16 protein-coding genes are annotated in these 16,381 nt (G+C 69.3%); 11 read left to right on the plus strand and 5 right to left on the minus strand.

Annotated features, from left to right (window positions below; translation table 11 throughout):
- Positions 1–38: 38 nt before the first annotated feature.
- Complete coding sequence (locus tag CACI_RS51215; protein WP_012787591.1) at positions 39–455, minus strand: CsbD family protein; 417 nt, start codon at positions 453–455, stop codon at positions 39–41.
- Positions 442–777 (minus strand): hypothetical protein, encoded by a 336-nt coding sequence (locus CACI_RS16865; protein ID WP_012787592.1) that lies wholly within the window; start codon positions 775–777, stop codon positions 442–444. The genes CACI_RS51215 and CACI_RS16865 overlap by 14 nt, the downstream gene beginning before the upstream one ends.
- Before the next feature lie 172 nt (positions 778–949).
- On the opposite strand from CACI_RS16865, the gene CACI_RS16870 reads away from it, so the two are divergent.
- Both CACI_RS16870 and CACI_RS16875 read left to right on the plus strand, forming a co-directional pair.
- A complete protein-coding gene (locus CACI_RS16870; RefSeq protein ID WP_012787593.1) occupies positions 950–1,390 on the plus strand; it encodes a hypothetical protein in 441 nt (146 codons plus the stop codon).
- A 272-nt stretch (positions 1,391–1,662) separates the two neighbouring features.
- Positions 1,663–5,991, plus strand: coding sequence for a discoidin domain-containing protein (locus CACI_RS16875; RefSeq protein ID WP_049871606.1), 4,329 nt, complete (start codon positions 1,663–1,665; stop codon positions 5,989–5,991).
- 109 nt (positions 5,992–6,100) lie between these two features.
- Here CACI_RS16875 and CACI_RS16880 read toward each other — a convergent pair whose 3' ends face one another.
- On the minus strand, positions 6,101–6,907 hold the full coding sequence (locus CACI_RS16880; protein ID WP_012787595.1) for an alpha/beta hydrolase: 807 nt from the start codon (positions 6,905–6,907) through the stop codon (positions 6,101–6,103).
- A 15-nt stretch (positions 6,908–6,922) separates the two neighbouring features.
- Here CACI_RS16880 and CACI_RS16885 point away from each other — a divergent pair, with 15 nt between their 5' ends.
- Entirely contained in the window at positions 6,923–7,537 is a 615-nt protein-coding gene (locus CACI_RS16885) for a TetR/AcrR family transcriptional regulator (protein WP_012787596.1), read from the plus strand.
- A gap of 34 nt (positions 7,538–7,571) precedes the next feature.
- Here CACI_RS16885 and CACI_RS16890 read toward each other — a convergent pair whose 3' ends face one another.
- On the minus strand, positions 7,572–7,919 hold the full coding sequence (locus CACI_RS16890; protein ID WP_012787597.1) for an STAS domain-containing protein: 348 nt from the start codon (positions 7,917–7,919) through the stop codon (positions 7,572–7,574).
- Positions 7,920–8,337: 418 nt separating this feature from the next.
- Here CACI_RS16890 and CACI_RS16895 point away from each other — a divergent pair, with 418 nt between their 5' ends.
- From CACI_RS16895 to CACI_RS16920, 6 genes are all read left to right on the plus strand, one after another.
- Entirely contained in the window at positions 8,338–8,742 is a 405-nt protein-coding gene (locus CACI_RS16895) for an ATP-binding protein (RefSeq protein WP_223297551.1), read from the plus strand.
- A gap of 81 nt (positions 8,743–8,823) precedes the next feature.
- The gene (locus CACI_RS16900) at positions 8,824–9,534 is read left to right on the plus strand and encodes a SigB/SigF/SigG family RNA polymerase sigma factor (protein ID WP_223297552.1); all 711 of its coding nucleotides are present in this window, start codon (positions 8,824–8,826) and stop codon (positions 9,532–9,534) included.
- A 23-nt stretch (positions 9,535–9,557) separates the two neighbouring features.
- A complete protein-coding gene (locus tag CACI_RS45670) occupies positions 9,558–10,940 on the plus strand; it encodes a serine/threonine-protein kinase (RefSeq protein WP_012787600.1) in 1,383 nt (460 codons plus the stop codon).
- Between the two features lie 63 nt (positions 10,941–11,003).
- Positions 11,004–11,267 (plus strand): hypothetical protein, encoded by a 264-nt coding sequence (locus tag CACI_RS16910; RefSeq protein ID WP_012787601.1) that lies wholly within the window; start codon positions 11,004–11,006, stop codon positions 11,265–11,267.
- Positions 11,264–12,034, plus strand: a complete 771-nt coding sequence (locus tag CACI_RS16915) for a phosphatase PAP2 family protein (RefSeq protein WP_012787602.1) — start codon at positions 11,264–11,266, stop codon at positions 12,032–12,034. The genes CACI_RS16910 and CACI_RS16915 overlap by 4 nt, the downstream gene beginning before the upstream one ends.
- On the plus strand, positions 12,031–12,717 hold the full coding sequence (locus tag CACI_RS16920; protein ID WP_012787603.1) for a phosphatase PAP2 family protein: 687 nt from the start codon (positions 12,031–12,033) through the stop codon (positions 12,715–12,717). The genes CACI_RS16915 and CACI_RS16920 overlap by 4 nt, the downstream gene beginning before the upstream one ends.
- Here CACI_RS16920 and CACI_RS16925 read toward each other — a convergent pair.
- A complete protein-coding gene (locus tag CACI_RS16925) occupies positions 12,695–13,636 on the minus strand; it encodes a YihY/virulence factor BrkB family protein (RefSeq protein WP_041541873.1) in 942 nt (313 codons plus the stop codon). The two genes, CACI_RS16920 and CACI_RS16925, sit on opposite strands and share 23 nt — an antisense overlap.
- A gap of 74 nt (positions 13,637–13,710) precedes the next feature.
- Here CACI_RS16925 and CACI_RS16930 point away from each other — a divergent pair, with 74 nt between their 5' ends.
- The gene (locus CACI_RS16930) at positions 13,711–14,676 is read left to right on the plus strand and encodes a diacylglycerol/lipid kinase family protein (protein WP_012787605.1); all 966 of its coding nucleotides are present in this window, start codon (positions 13,711–13,713) and stop codon (positions 14,674–14,676) included.
- Positions 14,677–14,775: 99 nt separating this feature from the next.
- Complete coding sequence (locus tag CACI_RS16935; protein WP_012787606.1) at positions 14,776–16,377, plus strand: FMN-binding glutamate synthase family protein; 1,602 nt, start codon at positions 14,776–14,778, stop codon at positions 16,375–16,377.
- Positions 16,378–16,381 lie beyond the last annotated feature (4 nt).

Here is a 16,381-nt window from a genome sequence, read left to right on the forward strand (position 1 = left end):
CTACGTCGTCTGGCGGGCGCCTACGGCCGCCACGGCGGTCATCGCGCGCCTTCATGTCCCGACTGCCGCAGATCATGCGTGTCGGGCAAGGAGTCCTTGGGGGTGCCGGAGTCCGGATCCGGTCCCGTGGCACGGTCCGTGTGAGGCTCCGTGTGAGGCTCCGTGTGAGGCTCCGTGTGAGGCTCAGTGTCAGGGTCCTGGTTCTCCTCGGCCGCCTCGTGCAGCCGTTCGTGCAACTCGCCGAGCTTGTGCAGCGCGCGTTCCTTCACGCGCTGCCCGACGCTCTTGGCGGCCTCGCCGGCCTGCGTCGCGGCTTGTTTGGCGTGCGCGGCGATCTGGTCGGCCCGGCCGCGGGCGACGAGGTCGTCGTCGCCGAAGATCCGCCCGGCCGTCTCCTCGACGTGTCCCTTCAGCTCTTGGGCTTCGTTCTGGTCCGGCTTGTCAGCGGTGCTCATGAGTAAGTCCCTCCTGTACGCCGGCTGTGCGTGCCGCTTCGGCAAGCAGATCCCGGTCGGCGAGTACTTCGAGTGTCCGCATCCATTCGGCCTGCTCCCACGCCGCGCGCTCGCGCTCGGCGAAGCGCCGCAGACCCTCGTGCCGGTCGCGGACGCGGCCTGATGCCCTCCGCGAGGCAGCTTGGCGTTCGGCGTCCACGAGCCCGGCCATCCAGGCGGTGCCGACGATCTCCTCGGCGGCCCAGATCACGTCGTGCTCGGACACCTTGGCGATCAGCCGCGAGTAGGCGGCCCGCCTCCTTCTGGCTTTCCACGGTCCCATGGCTGCTCCTGAATGACTCGCTCCTGCCTGCGGAGGCGACCGCGTACCCAGCGAGGCCGTCGTCTAACGCTGAGATCCGCACCGTTTGACGCCGTGCGCCTTCGGACACAAGGACGTCTTCCGGTACGACGAAGAGCGGCGCTCGCCTGAAGCCGCACGGAGGTGACAGCACATGGTCATGCACCACACGACGTCGCGGGTCGGCCCGACCGGCGTCACATCCCGGATCCTGCTCACGACGCTGGGCGCCGCGGGCCTGATCGTCGGCGCGTTCCTGAACTGGACGCGCGACATGCAGGGCACGCACATGACGTGGAAGTCGGTGTACCAGGACTCCTTCGGCAGCACGAACAACATCGTGCAGTCGATCGGCGGGATCTCGATCCTGGTCGGCCTGGTCGCCGTGCTCGGGCTGGCCGACGCCAGCGGCTGGCTGATCCGGCTGGCCGGCGCCGTGGGCGTGGTCGGCTCGGTCCTGTTCATCATCCAGGTCCAGCGTTCCTCCGACCACGGCCTGCAGATCGGCCTGTGGTTCGCCCTGATCGGCTCGGTGCTGTGCATCATGGGCGGTCTGACCGGCTGGGGAGGCCGCGGCGTGATCATCGAAGACTGATCGGCGCCCGGCGGGCACGAGCCCGCGCAGCCTGACCACAGTCCGGCTGCCGACCGCAGGATCCTGCGGTCGGCAGCCGGACTGTGTTGCCTTCATTTCCTCCATCTCTTGACCTGTCGGTAGCGTCTCTGTAACTTCCCCATGGCACGACGCAAAAAAGCGTCAGAGTCATGAAAAGATCGAAGTCTCGATCGGCAATTGTCTGGCATGGCTCTGACGTGTCCCCCTTCCCGCCCCACGAACCGAGGAAGTCGATGCGTCACGGAACACTCATGGCCGGTTCGCCGGCCACGGCCCGGCGATGGCGCCGGAGCGCGATCGGACTGGTCCTCGCGGCCATGACGGCCGCGCTGATACCGCTGTTGCCCGCTCAGGCGGCGCACGCCGCGGGCAGCAATCTGGCGCTGGGCAAGGCGGTCTCCGTCTCCAGCTCGAACTCGCCCTACGTCGGGTCCAACCTCACCGACGGGAACCAGAGCTCGTACTGGGAGGGCACCAACGGCGCGTTCCCGCAGTGGGCGCAGGTCGACCTCGGTGCCGCGACGTCGGTCAACCAGGTCGTGCTGAAGCTCCCGAGCTCCTGGGGCGCGCGCACCGAAACGCTGTCGGTCCAGGGCAGCACGGACAACTCCACCTTCTCCACGATCGTCGCCTCGGCCGCGTACTCCTTCGACCCGACCGCCAACAGCGACACCGTGACGATCAGCTTCGGCGCGACGAGCGCCCGGTACGTGCGGGTGAACATCACCGCCAACTCCGGCTGGAGCGCCGCGCAGCTCTCGGAGTTCGAGGTCTACGGCAACACCGCCTCGGCCACGAACCTGGCGCTGGGCAAGACGATGTCGGCCAGCGGCACCAGCCAGAACTACGTTCCGGCCAACGCCAACGACAGCAACGCCAGCACCTACTGGGAGAGCGCGGACAACGCCCTCCCGCAGTGGCTCCAGGTCGACCTCGGCGCCTCGGTGCAGGTCAACAAGGTCGTGCTGAAGCTCCCGCCGGCCACCTCGTGGGCCACGCGGACCCAGACGCTGGCCGTGCAGGGCAGCACCAACGGGTCCAGCTTCAGTGACATCGTCGCCTCCGCCGGGTACACGTTCGACCCGAACGCCAACGGCAACACCGTGACGATCAGCTTCACCGCCACGACCACCCGCTACGTCCGGCTGAACATCACCGCCAACACCGGGTGGCCGGCCGGGCAGATCGGCGAGTTCGAGGTCTACGGCCCCTCTGGCGGCGACACCACCCCGCCGAGCACGCCGGGCACCCTGGCCTACACCCAGAACGCCTCCGGCGCGGTCGCCCTGACCTGGGGCGCCAGCACCGACAACGTGGCGGTCACCGGGTATGACGTGTACGCCAACAACGTGCTGCTGACCTCGGTCCCGGCCACCGCGCTGACCTACACCGACAACCCGCCGGCCACCGAGACCGTCACGTACTACGTGCGCGCGCACGACGCGGCGGGCAACCAGTCGGGCAACAGCAACAGCGTGACCCGCACCGGCGCCACCGGCGGGGACACCACCGCGCCGACCGCGCCGACCAACCTGGCCTTCACCCAGCCGGCCTCCGGCCAGGTGAAGCTGACCTGGGCGGCGAGCAGCGACAACGTCGGGGTCACCGGCTACGACGTCTTCCGCAACAACGCGAAGGTCACCACGGTCTCCGGCAGCACCCTGACGTACACCGACGCGGTCGCGGACACCCTGACCGTCTCGTACTACGTCCAGGCGCACGACGCGGCCGGCAACGAGTCCACCGCGTCGAACACCGTGACCCGCACCGGCTCCGGCGGCACCCAGACCAACCTGGCGCTGAACAAGCCGATCGACGGTACGGCGAACACCTTCACCTTCGCCCCGGCGAACGCCAACGACGGTGACGTGACCACGTACTTCGAGGGTGCGTCCTACCCGTCGAACCTGACGGTGCACCTGGGCGCGAACGCCGACATCTCCTCGGTCGTGGTGAAGCTGAACCCGGCCGGCGCCTGGTCGGCGCGGACCCAGACCATCGCGGTCCTGGGCCGGGAGCAGAGCGCGACGACGTTCAGCACGATCGCCGCGGCGAAGTCCTACTCCTTCGACCCGAACAGCAACCAGAACACGGTCACCATCCCGGTCAGCGCGCGCGTCGCGGACGTCGAGCTGTCCATCACCAGCAACAGCGGGGCGCCGGGCGGGCAGACCGCTGAGTTCCAGGTCTTCGGCACTCCGTCGCCGAACCCGGACCTGACCCCGACCAGCTCGTCCTGGACACCGTCCAAGCCGATCGAGACCGACACCGTCACCGCCTCCGCGGTGATCTCCAACGCCGGCACCGCGGCCTCGGTCGCCACCGACGTCAACTTCTACCTGGGCACCAACAAGGTCGGCTCGACGACCGTCGGCGCGCTGGCGCCCGGCGCCACCGCGACCGTCACGGCGCCGATCGGCACCCTGACCGCCGGCAGCTACCAGCTCACCACCAAGGTCGACGAGTCGAAGAAGAACTTCGAGACGCAGGCCAACCAGAGCTACACCAACCCGGCGAGCCTGGTCGTCGCCCCGGTGCAGTCCGCCGACCTGGTCGGCACGCTGTCCTGGACGCCGCCGAACCCGTCGAACGGCAACACGGTGACCTTCACCGCCTCGGTGAAGAACCAGGGCACGATGGCCACCACCAGCGGCTCGCACGGCATCACGGTCACCCTGCAGGACCAGAACAACGCGACCGTGGCCACCCTGACCGGCTCGGTCAGCGGCGTGATCGCCGCCGGCGCCACCGCGGCACCGGTGACCCTGGGCACGTGGACCGCCGCGAACGGCAAGTACAACGCGCACATGGTGCTCGCCACCGACGCGAACGAGCTGCCGATCAAGGTCCCGCACCTGACCAGCGACACCCCGCTGTTCGTGGGCCAGGGCGCGAACATGCCCTACGACACCTACAAGAGCACCGCCGGCACCCTCGGCGGCTCCGCGGCGGTCGTCGGTCCGAACCGCACCATCGGCGACATCGCCGGCGAGGCCACCGGCCGCACCGCGGTCACGCTGAACAACACCGGCGACTCGGTGAGCTGGACCTCGCGGGAGTCGACGAACACCTTCGTGCTGCGCTACTCCATCCCGGACGCCTCGGGCGGCGGCGGCATCAACGCCACCCTCGACCTGTACGCGAACGGCACGCTGGTGAAGCCGCTGAGCCTAACCTCGCACTACGCGTGGCTCTACGGCGCGGAGACCGGTCCCGGGGACTCCCCGAGCGCCGGCTCGCCGCGGCACATCTACGACGAGGCCAGCTTCCTGCTGGCCAACTCCTACCCGACCGGCACCGTGTTCCAGCTGAAGAAGGACAGCACGAACACCTCGCAGTACGCGATCGACTTCATGAACCTGGAGCAGACCGCGCCCACCGCGAACCCGGACCCGGCGCACCTGCTCGTCCCCGCCGGCTTCGCCCAGCAGGACGTGCAGAACGCCATCGACACGGTCCGCCAGGACACGACGGGCAAGTACACCGGCGTGTACCTGCCGGCCGGCCAGTACACCCTGTCCGGACGGCTGACCATCTACGGCAAGGCGATCAAGATCGTCGGCGCGGGTGTCTGGTACACCCAGTTCGTCGCCCCCCAGGGCCAGACGAACACCGACACCGGCTGGGACGTGCAGTCCACAGCCAGCGGGTCCTCGTTCAGCGGCTTCGCGTGGTTCGGCAACTACACCACGCGCATCGACGGACCGGGCCACACCTTCCAGCTCACCAACGTGGCGAACCTGTCGATCGACAACGTCTGGATCGAGCACAACGTGGTGGGCGTGTGGGGTCTGACCTCGGTGACGAACTCCTCGTTCACCAACATGCGCATCCGCGACACCCTGGCTGACGGCATCAACCTCACCAACGGCAGCCAGAACAACATGATCTCCAACGACGAGGCGCGGACCACCGGCGACGACAGCTTCGCGCTGTTCGCCGCCCAGGACAGCTGCAGCGGCTGCAAGGAGATCAACAACACCATCCAGAACGTGACCTCCATCGCCCCCTGGCGGGCGGCGGGTGTCGCGATCTACGGCGGCGGCGCGAACACGGTCCAGAACTTCACCGTCTCGGACACGCTCTGCTACCCGGGCCTGACCATCAGCTCGCTGAACTTCGGATTCGCCTTCGAAGGCTTCGAAGCCGCTCCCCAGACCACCACGATCCAGAACTTCTCGCTGGCCCGTGACGGTGGACACTTCTGGGGCGGTCAGGCCTTCGGAGCGGTCTGGGCGTTCTCGGCGACCAACCCCTTCCAGGGCATCCGCGTGAACAGCGGGTCGATCACCGACCCGACGTACACCGGGATCATGTTCCAGACGGACTACGTGGGCAACACCGCGCAGTACCCGTTCAAGGACACCACGTTCACGGACATGACGATCACCGGCGCCCACGCCAACAACGACGGGATCGGCAACGGCAAGTCCGGATTCGGCATCTGGGCCAACCCGCTGCCGGAGCCCGGGCAGGGGCCGGCAGTCGGCTCGGCGACCTTCACCCACCTGACGGAGAGCAACAACGACGTCAACATCGAGAACACGACCAGCACGATGACCATCACGGTGAATCCGTAGCCGAGCGGTAGTCCTCACCGGTTAGCCGGAGCGGGCCGTCTTCCTTCGGGGAGGCGGCCCGCTCTTGCTTGCTTGGGGGCGATGCGTTTGGCCGGGGCGATGCGCTTGGTCAGCGGGCGATGAGCGCGGCGCCGAGAAACCGGATCGCATCTCGCGTGCGGGCGTCTGCTGCTGGCCCGACGTGTCCCGCGCCCTCGACGAGACGGAACTCATGGATGATGTCCAGCTCCTCCAAGACTTGGTGCAGATACTCCGCGCCCTCGTGCAGGAGAAACTCATCGGCGGCTCCGCAATCGACCAGGATCGGTAGAGCGCGGGAGCGGATCCGGTCGGCGTTGCGGCGTGCTCTGCCGTGGACAGAGTTGCCGACGTACGTGTCGGGGTCGTTTGATCCGTGGGCCATGGCGCGGTGCAGATCACCCAGGACGGACGGGATGTTCGCCTCGGGCACGGATTCCGGTGTCTCACCGGGGAACACGGCCGGCGAGACGGCAGCGACCGCGGTGAAGCGGTCCGGGTCGCAGAAGGCTGTTTTGAGGACACCGTAGCCGCCCATCGAGGCGCCGATGAGGGCGGTAGCGGTGAACGGACCGCGGGTCGCCGCGAGGTGTTCGGGGAACTCGTCGCTGACCAACGTCTCCCAGGCGGCTCCGTCGGGCCAGTCGATATAGAAGCCTTCTGCAGTGGGAGTGCTTGGGCAAGCGATGACGGCGCGCGGGAACCCGCCTTGTTCGAAGACCTCCTCGTAGAGCGGCTTGGCGGCCTCCAGAGACGCCGATGACGACATCGCGCCATGGAGGTGCACGACCAGCGGGAGTTGCTCGCCCTGCTTCCAGTCCGGCGGGAGCAGGACACGGTAGTCGACGTCGCCTCCGACCGACTTCGCCGGGAAGCTCGCCTGAATAATTTCCATCATGGTAAAGTTTCTATCATGGTAAGCAACGGTCTCCGCGAGCGCAAACGAGCCGCGACCCGGCAGCGCGTCTCCGACTGCGCGACCCGGCTCTTCGAACGCGACGGCTTCGAAAACGTCACGCTGGCGCAGGTCGCGGAGGCGGCGGACGTCTCGGTGAAGACGGTGACCAACTACTTCGGGGCGAAGGAGGATCTGTTCTTCGACGCCGAGCCGGCCATCTTGGAGGCTCTGGTCGACGCGCTGCGCGAGCGTGCCGCGGCGTCGCCGACCAGCGCGCTGCGGCCGCTGGTCCTCGACGGTCCGGTGCTCACCGCTCCGCGTCCGTGGGCCGAGGTCGACGCCGTTTCGTGGGACGGGATGCGGATCTGGAGCCGGTGCGAGCACGACTCGCCGACGCTGCGGACACGGCGTGCGGCGATTCTTCAGTCGTGGTCGGATCCGCTGGCGGCAGCCGGGGGATCGGTGCCGTGGGCGGCTTTGATGGTCGGGGCTCTGATACTCCGCCACGATCTGCTGCAGAAGGGCTTGCTCGAGGGCGCGGCGCCCGCCGAGGTCGAACGGCGGGTCAAAGATGGGGTCGGGCAGGCGCTCGACGCCCTGGAGCGGGGGTTCGGACAGGTCGGGGATTGAGCTCGTTTGAGGTTGAGCTCACCGGGCGCTGAGGCTATTCAGCCGGATCGGCATCGGGTTCGGCGTCGGAGACCGGATCCACCTCGGGAAACAGGCTCCTGATACCGGCGAGGTCCAACACCCGCAGTACCGGGTCCGACGGCGCCGCCAGCACCACGCTGTGGCCGGTTTCGTCGGCCCGCTGCTTGGTGTGCACCAGGACGCGAAGGCCCATGGAGTCCAGGAAAGTGATGCCCGAGCAGTCGATGACCAGATCGGTCGAGCCGTCCCACGCCTGCTCGACCTCGGCCTCGAACCGGGTGTGCGCGGCGAGGTCCACGTCGCCGGCGACCGCGAGCACCACACGGCCCGCGACCTGCCTCGCGGTACAAGAGAACTCCATGGCCGGCTCCTAGTGTTCGATCCGTTCGGCATCCGGCCACCGACGGCGGCGGACACCAGGTCTCGGCGTTCGCGGTGACTCTACCAACAGATGTTTGAATGATTTCCCGGACGCTTTTTTGGGCTGTTCCGGGGTGTGGCGGTGGGAGTTGTGAGCCAGGGCCGGGAGTGGCCGGGTCTGTCCGGACCGCACCGGCGGCACCCCAAATGCCCCCCGCCACATGGCTGACCGCGTCGCGTACTGACAACGCACCGTTTATCGCGGCGTGCCCGGGGTACGGCGGGCCAGCGAGCGGACAGACCGGTGGGCACTCACCTGCCGGGTGGAACGGCAGCCGCCCGCGATCGAGACCCGTCGGAGAGCGAACATGGATCCAGAAGTACAGTCCGGACGGACATCCCCCGTGGCTGAGGCCGCGGTGGAGACCGAGGCGGAGACCGTGGTGATCCAGGTACCGGCTGACGCTGACTACTTGCCCATCATCCGCTCGGCCAGCGCGCACGTCGCGACGAAGGTCGGGTGCACGCTGTCGGAGGTCGCCGATCTGCGCCTGGCCGTCGACGAGGCCTGTGGCCTTCTCCTGCGGCACACGATCAGAGACCGGCAGTCCCTCACCGGCGCCGGAGACCTGGTGTGCCGCTTCGTCCTCGACGAGGTGGCGCTGCGCGTGGTGCTGAGTCGTCAGGCGCGTAACGCCGCGCCGCCGCAGAGCGATGAGTTCGGGTGGACGATCTTGTCCGCGCTGGTGGACGACATTTTGTGGCGGGTGGACGGTCCGACGGTGCATGTGGAGATTTTGAAGCGTCGTACGGGCGGGAAGTGATCTGTGAACACGCCTGCCGAATCGGGGGATTATGCCCGTGAGCGCGCCGCGGCCAGAGCCGCGTTGGTGCGTTTGCGTCGGATGGCTCCTGATGATGCCGAATATGAGGGGCTGCGCGAGTTTGTCATCGGGGAGTACATGTCCTATGCCCGGTATGTAGCCGGCCGGTTCCGCCAGCGCGGGGAGTCCCAAGCCGATCTGGAGCAGGTCGCCTATCTGGGGCTGGTCAAAGCGGTCGACAACTTCGACCCGGACTATGGTGCGGCTTTTTTGACGTATGCCACGCCGATGATCGCCGGGGAGGTGCGGCGTCATTTCCGGGACACCACCTGGGATGTGCATGTTCCGCGTCGGGTGCAGGAGAACGCGCTGGCGGTGCGGGCCGCGGAGCGGGAGCTGACGCAGCAGTTGGGGCACGCCCCGAGTGCGGCGCAGATCGCCGAGCGGCTGGATCTGTCGGCCGATGAGGTGGCCGAGGCATACGAGGCCAGCGCCGCGCATCACACCGCTTCGCTGGACGTGCCAGTGGCGATGGCCGACGGTGACGGCGCGAGCATGGGTGAGTTGATGGGCGACGACGACCCCGGATATGACTTGGTGGTGGATCGGGAGGCGCTCAAGCCGCTGCTGGCCGAATTGAGTCCCCGCGACAAGCGGATCCTGCTGATGAAGTTCTTCCGCAACATGTCCCAAGCCCAGATCGGCGCCGAACTCGGCGTCTCCCAGATGCAGGTCTCCCGCCTGCTCTCGCAGATCCTCGGACGGCTGCGCGACCAAGTCGGCGCCGGATAACAGGAAGCGGAGAGGAGTAACTGGTGGACGTGGGCGAACGCTACGTTCTGGGTCGAGTCATCGGAGAGGGGGCGACGGCGCGCGTCCACGAAGCCGAGGACACCGTGTTGCGGCGCGAGGTGGCCGTGAAGGTCTTCCGCGACATGGACATCGGTGACAGCACGTCGGGGCGGGTCGACGAGGAAACCAGGATCCTGACCCGCCTCGCCCACCCGCACCTGCTGCCGGTGTACGACTCGGGCCGCGACGCGGACGCCCACCGCTTCATCGTCATGCCGCTGGTCCGGGGCACGACGCTGGCGAAGCTGCTCGCCGAGGGACCGATCGACCCGCGCGAGGTGAAGCGGATCGGCGCGGCCCTGGCCGGCGCGCTGGCGCACATCCACGCCCGCGGCATCGTCCACCGCGACATCAAGCCCAGCAACGTGCTCCTGGCCGAGGACGGGACGCCCTACCTCGCCGACTTCGGATTCGCGCACGCCGTCGACGGCCCGGCCCTGACCGCCACCGACTGCATCGTCGGCACCGCCGGCTACCTCGCGCCCGAACAAGCCGAGGGCTTCGCGGTGACACCGGCGGTCGACATCTACGCCTTGGGCCTCGTGCTGTTGGAGGCCCTGACCGGCGAGCGCGAGTATCAGGGCACGCCGTTGGAACGCGCCACAGCCAACGCGCTGCGAGCCCCGCGCATCCCCGCGCGCCTCGGTCCGGGTTGGCTGAAGGTGCTGCGGACGATGACGGCCAAGACCGCGGCGGCACGTCCTACCGCGGACGAAGTGAGCACGCTGGTGGACGCCGGCGAGGACACGCTTCCCGCGCCCACCGCGGTCGGCGACACGATGGAGCTTGCTGAGACAGGGTCTCGCGGTGGCCTTCTCGCCGGCGCTTCGGAGCCTGGTTCGGCCGACTGGGCCGACTGGGCCCACGGGTCCGGCGCTGCGGCAGCCTCTGTCCGCGCTGCCACTGCCGACGCCGCCCCTGCCCGCGCTGCCGATGTCACGCGTCGTCAGCCTCGCCGTCGTCTGGCGCTGCTCGGCGCGGCTGCCTGTACGGCCGCAGCCGTCGTCGGTCTGGGCGCCGACTGGCTCAGTTCCGGAGCCTCGGCGGACACCGTCGGCCCGAGCGTGACGGCTCCCGGCGCCGGAGCGGCGGGTCCGCAGCAGTCCACCGTCCCCTCGACGGGCTCGACGAGCCCGCCGAGTCCGGCAGGCCCGGCGAGCAGTACCGATCCGGGCGGTTCCGCCCTTCCGGCCTCTGCCGCACACAAGCCACCGAGCCAGAGCCTGTCCGCACCGCCGCCGACCACACCGCCGCCGACCACACCGGCTCAGGGACCGGCACCGACGAAATGCCCACCCGGCGGCGGATCGAAGGGCAACGGCCATGAGAAGCACAAGTGCCCATGAAGCGATGAGAACGGCGACGACTGAAGGCATGCAGGCACGGACCGAGACGAAGGAGGTCGCCACATGAGTACGAGTACGCACATCGAAATCACCGTCGGCGCGGCTGTCCGAGGCGATGAAGGGTTCGTCGGCGAAGTGGAACAGATCGTCCTGGACCCCTCCGGGCAGTTCGCGAAGCGGATCTCCATCCGGCCGCGCCATGAAGGCGGTACGGCCCGGCTGATTCCGGCGGCGCTGCTGAAGGCGGGCCCGGACGGCGGGATGCGGCTGCCCCGCACCCTCGCGGGCTTCGAAGAGTTCCCGCCGGCAGACGGGCGCGACCGGTGACCGCTCGGGCGTCGGTGCGCCGACGCGTCCACGAGCGGCTCGGCGCGCGCCTGGGACTGACGCTTTTCGTCGCCGTCCCGGCCGCTGCGGCAGCCGGCCTTATTGCGGTAGCAGTGGAGAGCGCCTGGGATCCCTTCCGCAGGCTTGATCAGCACACTGCTTCCTACCTCCACGACCACACGATGGGCCATCCAGACGTCATCAAGACCCTGCTGCGCGTGTCGGACATCGGCGGTCCGACTCCCTCGCGCGTCCTGGTCGGCGTCGTCGCCGTCGCGCTGTGGCTGCGCGGGGCGCGCCGGCTGGCGGTGTGGGCGGCCTCCACGATGGTCGCCGGCGCCGTCCTGGACATCGGGCTGAAGACCCTGGTCGACCGGACCCGGCCGCACCTGCCGAACCCCTTCGCCCACGCCCCCGGCGCGTCCTTCCCCTCCGGGCACGCCATGACCTCGGCGCTGGCCTGCGGGATCGTGCTGCTGCTGGTGCTGCCGCTGGTGGGCCGGGCGGGCACGATCGCGGCGTGGACGATCGCGGTGCTGATCGTGGTCGCGGTCGGCTACAGCCGGGTGGCGCTCGGCGTGCACTGGGTCACCGACGTGGTCGGCGCCTGGCTGCTGGCGATCGCGCTGTTGGCGGCGTCGGTCTCGGCGTTCCAGACCTGGCGCGTCGAGCACGGGCTGCGGCGGGCGCGGCCGACGACCGAGGGCGTGGAGCCCGAGGAGCCCGAGGAAATCCTGTCCGCCGAGCACCGGGGGAGCACCTCATGACCGTCTCAGCAACCCAGGTGGCGCGCCGGCCTCACCACGACGCCCGCGCTACCGCGATCGCGCTGATCCTCGGCGCGGCGACGATCCTCGCGGTCCTGATCGCCCTCGGCTGGCTGGTCACCAAACCGCTGGCGCACCATTGGCCGCTCAGCGCCGAAGACGGCGTGAACCGCTACTTCGCGCAGCATCGGGACCACGCCTTGAACGGCGTGTCAGGGTTCTTCTCCACGATCGCCAACACCACGTCGGCGATCGCCCTGAGCGCGCTGGCGTTCATCGTGATCAGGCTTCTGACGCACCGCTGGACCGAGTCGCTGTTCGTCGCGACCGCGCTGGTCGCCGAGGTCAGCGTGTTCCTGGTGACCACGATGGTGGTCGATCGCGCGCGGCCGATGGTGCCGCACCTGGACACCGCTCCGCCGACCTCGAGTTTCCCGTCCGGGCACACGGCAGCGGCCACCGCGCTGTATGTGGCGGTGGCGCTGGTGGCCCGGCGGCACGGCGCCGCGTGGCCGGTCTGGCTGCTGGTCGCCGTGCCGTGCGCGGTCGCCCTCTCACGGCTGTACCGCGGGATGCACCATCCCAGCGACGTGCTCGCCGGCGCGTTGTTGGGCGGGCTGTGCGTGCTGCTCGCCGATCGCGTCGTCCTGACAGACCGGCTCAGGCGCCCGGGTCGGCGGTGACCGGCGAGGAGACCCCGGCGCGCCGGCTTTCCAGCTGTGCGGCGAACGCGATGCCGTAGAACAGCGCGATGGCGCTCAGGTTCGCCCACAGCAGGAACGCCAGGACGGCGGTCAGCGGACCGTAGGTGGCGCCGAAGGAGTGGCTGCCTTCGACGTACCACGCCAGCAGCACGGTGGCCGCCAGCCACACGGCCAGCGACACCGCGGCGCCGAAGAGCAGCCAGGTCGCCGAGGGCTGCCGGCGCCGGGGCGCCTTGCGGAACAGGACGCCGGCGGAGACCAGCGCCAACAGCGCGCCGACCGGCCAGCGGACCACGTTCCAGGCGTCCAGGGCGGCCGGTGACCAGCGATAGGTGTCGGCCAGCGAATCCCCGAAGGACCCGCCGAAGACCAGCAGGGCCAGGCCGCAGGCCACGGGCACGCCGGCCAGGAGCGCGCGAATGAACGCGCCGCTGTACTTGGCCAGGGAGGGGCGGTCGCGCTGGACGCCGTAGATACGGTTGGCGCCGCGCTCTATCTGGCCCATCGCCACGGTCAGCGACAGCAGAGCGCCGATCAACCCCAGCCACACCGCCGTGCGTCCGCCGTCCCCGGCGCCGCGCAGCGCTTGGTCCACGGAGGCGCGGCTCGCCGCGGGCGTGACCCGGTCGATGGTCTCCTCCAGGGCGCGTCCCCAGCGCGCGTTGTGCGCCGTCTGCGCCAGGCCCACCAATGCGATCAGGCCCGGCATGGCGGCCAGCGCCATCTGCAGGGCCAGGGCGCGCGCGTGACTGAAGCCGTCGCCGAAGCGCAGCCGCACGAACGCGTCGCGCAACAACGTCCACGTACCGGTGCGGCGCAGGGTGCGCCAGGCATCGTCGGCGGACAGTTCCTCGCCGGACATGGTCCGGGTCTGCGGCACTTTCGTCGTGGTCGACATGGTGCACCGGATGTCCGCGGCCTGCCGAATCATGCGCTGTTTGAGCCGCGTGTCCGCGGGCTATCAGGCGGGGCGTGAATCAGGTCGCGATCGTGGTCCATGAAGGAAAGCTCGCGGCGTTGCACGGCGAGGACCCGTGCGATCAGCTGCGCTGGGCGTTGCGGGCGCGCGGGGAGCCCGCGCCGAAGCTGTATCCGACCAGCGACAGCGACGCCGGAGGACAAGCGGTGCGCAAGGCGTTGGCCGAAGGCGCGCGGCTCGTCGTGGTGTGCGGCGGCGACGGGACGGTGAGCTCGTGCGCCGCTGCCTTGGCCGGAACCGGCGTGCCGATGGCAGTGATCCCCATCGGCACCGGGAACCTGGTGGCGCGAAATCTCGGCATCCCCGCGGATCCGACCGTGGCGGTGGGCGTCGCGGTCTCCGGCGTCGACCGCGCTGTCGACGTGGGTCGGCTGGGGGACATGCCGGATGACGCCTCGGACGGCGCATCGGGCACATCGGACGGCACATCGAAGGGCGCTGTGATGGTCGGCATGGCAGGCGTCGGCCTCGATGCCGCGATGGTCCAGGACGCCCCGCACGGGCTGAAACGGCGGATCGGCTGGCCCGCGTACGTCATCTCGCTGCTTCGACACCTCGCGGACCGGGGTTTCGCCGTGGAGATCGACGTGGACGGCAAGCGCACCTCGCACCGGCACGTCCGGACCGTGGTGATCGGCAACGTCGGCGGCCTGCACGCCGGATTGTCGCTCTTCCCCGACGCCCAACCGGACAACGGCGTCCTGGAGGTCGCGGTCCTCGCGCCGCGCACCGTGCTGGGCTGGATACCGGTCACCGCCCGCCTGCTGCGCGGCCGCGATCGGCCGCCGGTCATCGCACGGGCGCGGGGTCGGCACATCGTGGTCTCCGGACAGTCCGTGCTGCGGCGCGAGGCGGACGGGGAGGCCCTGGCCGACGGCCGCGTCCTGGACGTCACCGTCGAGCCGGGAGCCCTGCTGCTCAGGGTCGCCGCCGAGACTTCGGCCGACGCGCAGGGGTGAGCTGCTCGGGCACCGTTTTACCGGCGGCGATGGCGGGCACAAGAAGCGCCCAAGATCCGCTCCGGTACAGCGATGCCCAAGTGAAAAGAGGGAGAGGTCATGCACGTGCGACTCTCAGCCGTCAGCGTCCCCGTCGCCATGGTCCTGGTCACGGCGGCGAGCGTCTGGGCCACGGTGGCTGTCTCCCTATGGTGGCTGTTCGCCCTGGTGCCCTTCGGTGCGCTCGCTGTGGTGGCGATCTATGACGTCGTGCAGCGGCGGCACTCGATTTTGCGGAACTTCCCGCTTCTGGGGCACATGCGCTATCTGCTGGAGGCGATCCGGCCGGAGATGCAGCAGTACTTCATCGAGCGGGACTATGACGGCCGTCCGTTCGACCGCGACACCCGAACGGTCGTGTACGAGCAGTCCAAGGGCATCCACGAGGAGACCTCGTTCGGTACCGAACTGGATGTGAACCAGGCCGGATACGAGTACGTCGAGCACGCCACGGTTCCGCTGAATCCCGACAAGGAGCAGCCGCGGGTCCGGATCGGCGGTCCGGACTGCACGCAGCCGTACGACATGGCGATGCTGAACGTGTCGGCGATGAGTTTCGGCTCGCTGAGCGCGAACGCGATCCGCGCCCTGAACGCCGGTGCGGCGCGCGGGGGTTTCGCGCACGACACCGGCGAGGGCGGTCTGACGCCGTATCACCTCGAGGGCGGCGGCGACCTGGTCTGGGAGATCGGCAGCGGCTACTTCAGCGTCCGTACCCGCGACGGCGACTTCGATCCGGAGCAGTTCCGGGACAAGGTCGCCCATCCGCACGTCAAGTGTGCCGAGCTGAAGCTGAGCCAGGGCGCCAAGCCGGGTCTGGGCGGTGTGCTGCCCGGGGCGAAGGTGACCGCGGAGATCGCCCGCTTCCGCGAGGTGCCCGAGGGTGAGAAGTGCATCAGCCCGCCCGCGCACAAGGTGTTCGAGACGCCGCGGGAACTGGTGCTGTTCATGGCGAAGATGCGCGAGCTGGCCGACGGCAAGCCGGTCGGCTTCAAGCTCTGCGTCGGGCGCCGCAGCGAGTTCCTGGCGATATGCAAGGCGATGGTCGCCGAGGGCGTCACGCCGGACTTCATCGTGGTGGACGGCGCCGAGGGCGGGACCGGCGCCGCGCCGCTGGAGTTCCAGGACGGCGTCGGGCAGCCGCTGACCGACGGGCTCATGATCGTGCACAACGCCCTGGTCGGCACCGGGCTGCGGGACCGGATCCGGATCGGCGCCAGCGGCAAGGTCGCCACCGGGATGGACATCGTCAAGCGGGTCGCCATGGGGGCGGACTACACGAACTCGGCGCGGGCGATGATGATGGCGGCCGGCTGCATCCAGGCGCGCATGTGCCACACCAACCGCTGCCCGGTCGGCGTGGCCACCCAGGACCCGGCCCGCGCCCGCGCGCTGGACGTGGCGGACAAGACCGAGCGCGTCCGGCAGTTCCAGCAGAACACGGTCGCCCAGGCTCAGCAGATCATCGCCGCTATGGGACTGCGGCATCCCGATGAACTGCGACCGGGCCATCTGTTGCGCCGCATCGACCAGAACAGTGTGCGGACCTACGCCGAGCTGTTCGAATGGCTGGAGCCCGGCGAGCTGCTGAGCGAGGCGCCGCAGGGCTGGGCCGCCGACTGGCGTGCTGCCAATGCGGATCGGTTCACCGCCAGCGTGTGAACAG

This window comes from Catenulispora acidiphila DSM 44928 (assembly GCF_000024025.1).
GTDB classification, from domain to species: domain Bacteria; phylum Actinomycetota; class Actinomycetes; order Streptomycetales; family Catenulisporaceae; genus Catenulispora; species Catenulispora acidiphila.

Coding starts and splice junctions, on each gene's coding strand:
- CACI_RS51215 (WP_012787591.1), bottom strand. CDS start 455: ATGAGCACCGCTGACAAGCCGGACCAGAACGAAGCCCAAGAGCTGAAG.
- CACI_RS16865 (WP_012787592.1), bottom strand. CDS start 777: ATGGGACCGTGGAAAGCCAGAAGGAGGCGGGCCGCCTACTCGCGGCTG.
- CACI_RS16870 (WP_012787593.1), top strand. CDS start 950: ATGGTCATGCACCACACGACGTCGCGGGTCGGCCCGACCGGCGTCACA.
- CACI_RS16875 (WP_049871606.1), top strand. CDS start 1,663: ATGGCCGGTTCGCCGGCCACGGCCCGGCGATGGCGCCGGAGCGCGATC.
- CACI_RS16880 (WP_012787595.1), bottom strand. CDS start 6,907: ATGATGGAAATTATTCAGGCGAGCTTCCCGGCGAAGTCGGTCGGAGGC.
- CACI_RS16885 (WP_012787596.1), top strand. CDS start 6,923: ATGGTAAGCAACGGTCTCCGCGAGCGCAAACGAGCCGCGACCCGGCAG.
- CACI_RS16890 (WP_012787597.1), bottom strand. CDS start 7,919: ATGGAGTTCTCTTGTACCGCGAGGCAGGTCGCGGGCCGTGTGGTGCTC.
- CACI_RS16900 (WP_223297552.1), top strand. CDS start 8,824: ATGGCTCCTGATGATGCCGAATATGAGGGGCTGCGCGAGTTTGTCATC.
- CACI_RS16910 (WP_012787601.1), top strand. CDS start 11,004: ATGAGTACGAGTACGCACATCGAAATCACCGTCGGCGCGGCTGTCCGA.
- CACI_RS16920 (WP_012787603.1), top strand. CDS start 12,031: ATGACCGTCTCAGCAACCCAGGTGGCGCGCCGGCCTCACCACGACGCC.
- CACI_RS16925 (WP_041541873.1), bottom strand. CDS start 13,636: ATGTCGACCACGACGAAAGTGCCGCAGACCCGGACCATGTCCGGCGAG.
- CACI_RS16935 (WP_012787606.1), top strand. CDS start 14,776: ATGCACGTGCGACTCTCAGCCGTCAGCGTCCCCGTCGCCATGGTCCTG.